Here is a 1,749-nt window from a genome sequence, read left to right on the forward strand (position 1 = left end):
CCCGTCGCCGCCGGCGGCGAGTCCTGCGCGCGTCGCCGCGAGCTCGGCGGCCAGGAGCCCGGGCGTCGGGGCCGAGACCAGGAGCGCGTCGGCTGCCCCGGCCGCGACGGCCTCCGCGGTGAGGAGCCCGGCCGGGGCCAGTACGGGCAGCTGGCCCTGGGGCGGCCGTGGAATGATCGACGGACCCTTGACGGAATAGCTGCCGTTTTCGACGTCGATGTAATGCAGCTTGTCGACGTCGAGGTAGCGCCCGGTGGGGACGTCGCGGATCACGGCGTCGTCCTCCCAGGAGTCCCAGAGCCTGCGGCTGACCTCGATCGAATCGGCGGCCTCGCGGGAGAGCCGGTCCCCGCGCACGGTGTCGCGTCCGACGGCGGCGGCATCGGCCGCGCTTGATGAAGCGGCTACCAGCCAGCCGGCCCGTCCCCCCGAGACGTAGTCGAGGCTGGCGAGCTGGGTGGAGATGTGGAACGGCTCGGTGTAGGCGGTGTCCACTTCCGGAATCAGTGCGAGGGAGCGGGTCACGGGGCCGGCGAACGCGGCGCGCTGCAGGGCGTTGAGCCGGGCCGCGGCGTCCGGGTGCCCGGGGGCCGGCATGCCGGGATCGGAAAACGTCGCCGCGTGGAACCCGGCGGACTCGGCGGCGAGCACGGCGCCGCGGAGGTGTTCCGGGCCCAGCACGGCTGCCGGGGCCGTGCGGGAAACCCGCCACGCGGCCGGGTGGCTGCCGGCACCGTCGAGCTCCAGCAGGAGGAGGCCGTGTTCGCGGGGCCCGTCCTGGGCGGAATGGCTGCTCATGATGCGTCCTGTCGTTCGTAGGGGATCTGTTCGCCGGCCTCGATGGGCACCGGCAGGCGGTTCTCCGCCGGCGGCAGCGGGCACGTGGCGAGGTCCGTGTAGGCGCACGGCAGGTTCACCGCCCGGTTGAAGTCGAGCCAGACCGTGCCGTCGGGGCCCGGAGCGGCCACGGCGAGCGAGCGGTTGGCCGCGTAGGTGCTCTTGCCCGAGGTCGCGTCCGTGAAAAGCACGGACAGCGTGCCCGGAGTGTGGCCGTTGAAGGCGGTGAGGCTCAGGTCTTTGCCGCGGAGCCGGAAGCGGATTTCCCCCGGGGCTTCGTAGACGTGGTGGATTCCTTCGACCGCCGCGCCCACGGTGGTGGGCCGCGGTTCGGCGAACGGCACAAATATTCCTGAAATGGCATATTCGATGCTGGGGGCGTAGACGGGGGTGCCGCGGTAGCCGGTGAGCAGCGGGTTCAGGGGATGCCGCGGCCGCACGACATAGCGGCCACCGCGCTTGGCGAGCTCGATCACGGTATGGCCGGCGCCGGCATCCTCCACCCGCAGATTCAGGCCATCGCGCTCGGGAATCGGACCAAGGAACACGGTAGCTCCGGTCCCGTCGGCGTTCAGTTCCTGCCCGTCGCGAAGGACGCGTTCGCCTGCCCCCAAAGCCAGGCGGACGACGTCGTCCTCGACGCTCCAGGTGCCCGGCGCACCGTCCAGCCGGGCGGGTGAGGACTCGAGCCAGTGCAGGTGGGTGACGGCGAGGAAGCCGTGGGGGTTGGCGCGGTGGCGTTCGTGCGCGGCATGCCAGTCCGCCCAGGCGGCTTCGAATTCCAGGTCGGGGTGGCGGTCGGGACGAAGGTCAGGACGGCCGTCGGTGTCAGTGGGCGTGGACATGGGAACTCCCGTGGTGGTTGTGGTCGGCTGTGACGCGGGCGGCGGCGTCGGTCTCAGTAGTGCCGGC

Annotated in this window: 2 protein-coding genes; both read right to left on the reverse strand. The window is 72.0% G+C overall.

Annotated features, from left to right (window positions below; translation table 11 throughout):
- Positions 1-798, reverse strand: a 798-nt coding sequence (locus Y706_RS27890; protein ID WP_043435121.1) for an LLM class flavin-dependent oxidoreductase, incomplete at its 3' end; no start/stop codon positions are given.
- The gene (locus Y706_RS0106430) at positions 795-1,682 is read right to left on the reverse strand and encodes a DUF1684 domain-containing protein (protein ID WP_043435122.1); all 888 of its coding nucleotides are present in this window, start codon (positions 1,680-1,682) and stop codon (positions 795-797) included. The genes Y706_RS0106430 and Y706_RS27890, both read right to left, overlap by 4 nt.
- Positions 1,683-1,749: the final 67 nt, after the last annotated feature.

Source organism: Arthrobacter sp. I3, from assembly GCF_000520575.1.
Lineage (GTDB): Bacteria > Actinomycetota > Actinomycetes > Actinomycetales > Micrococcaceae > Arthrobacter > Arthrobacter humicola_A.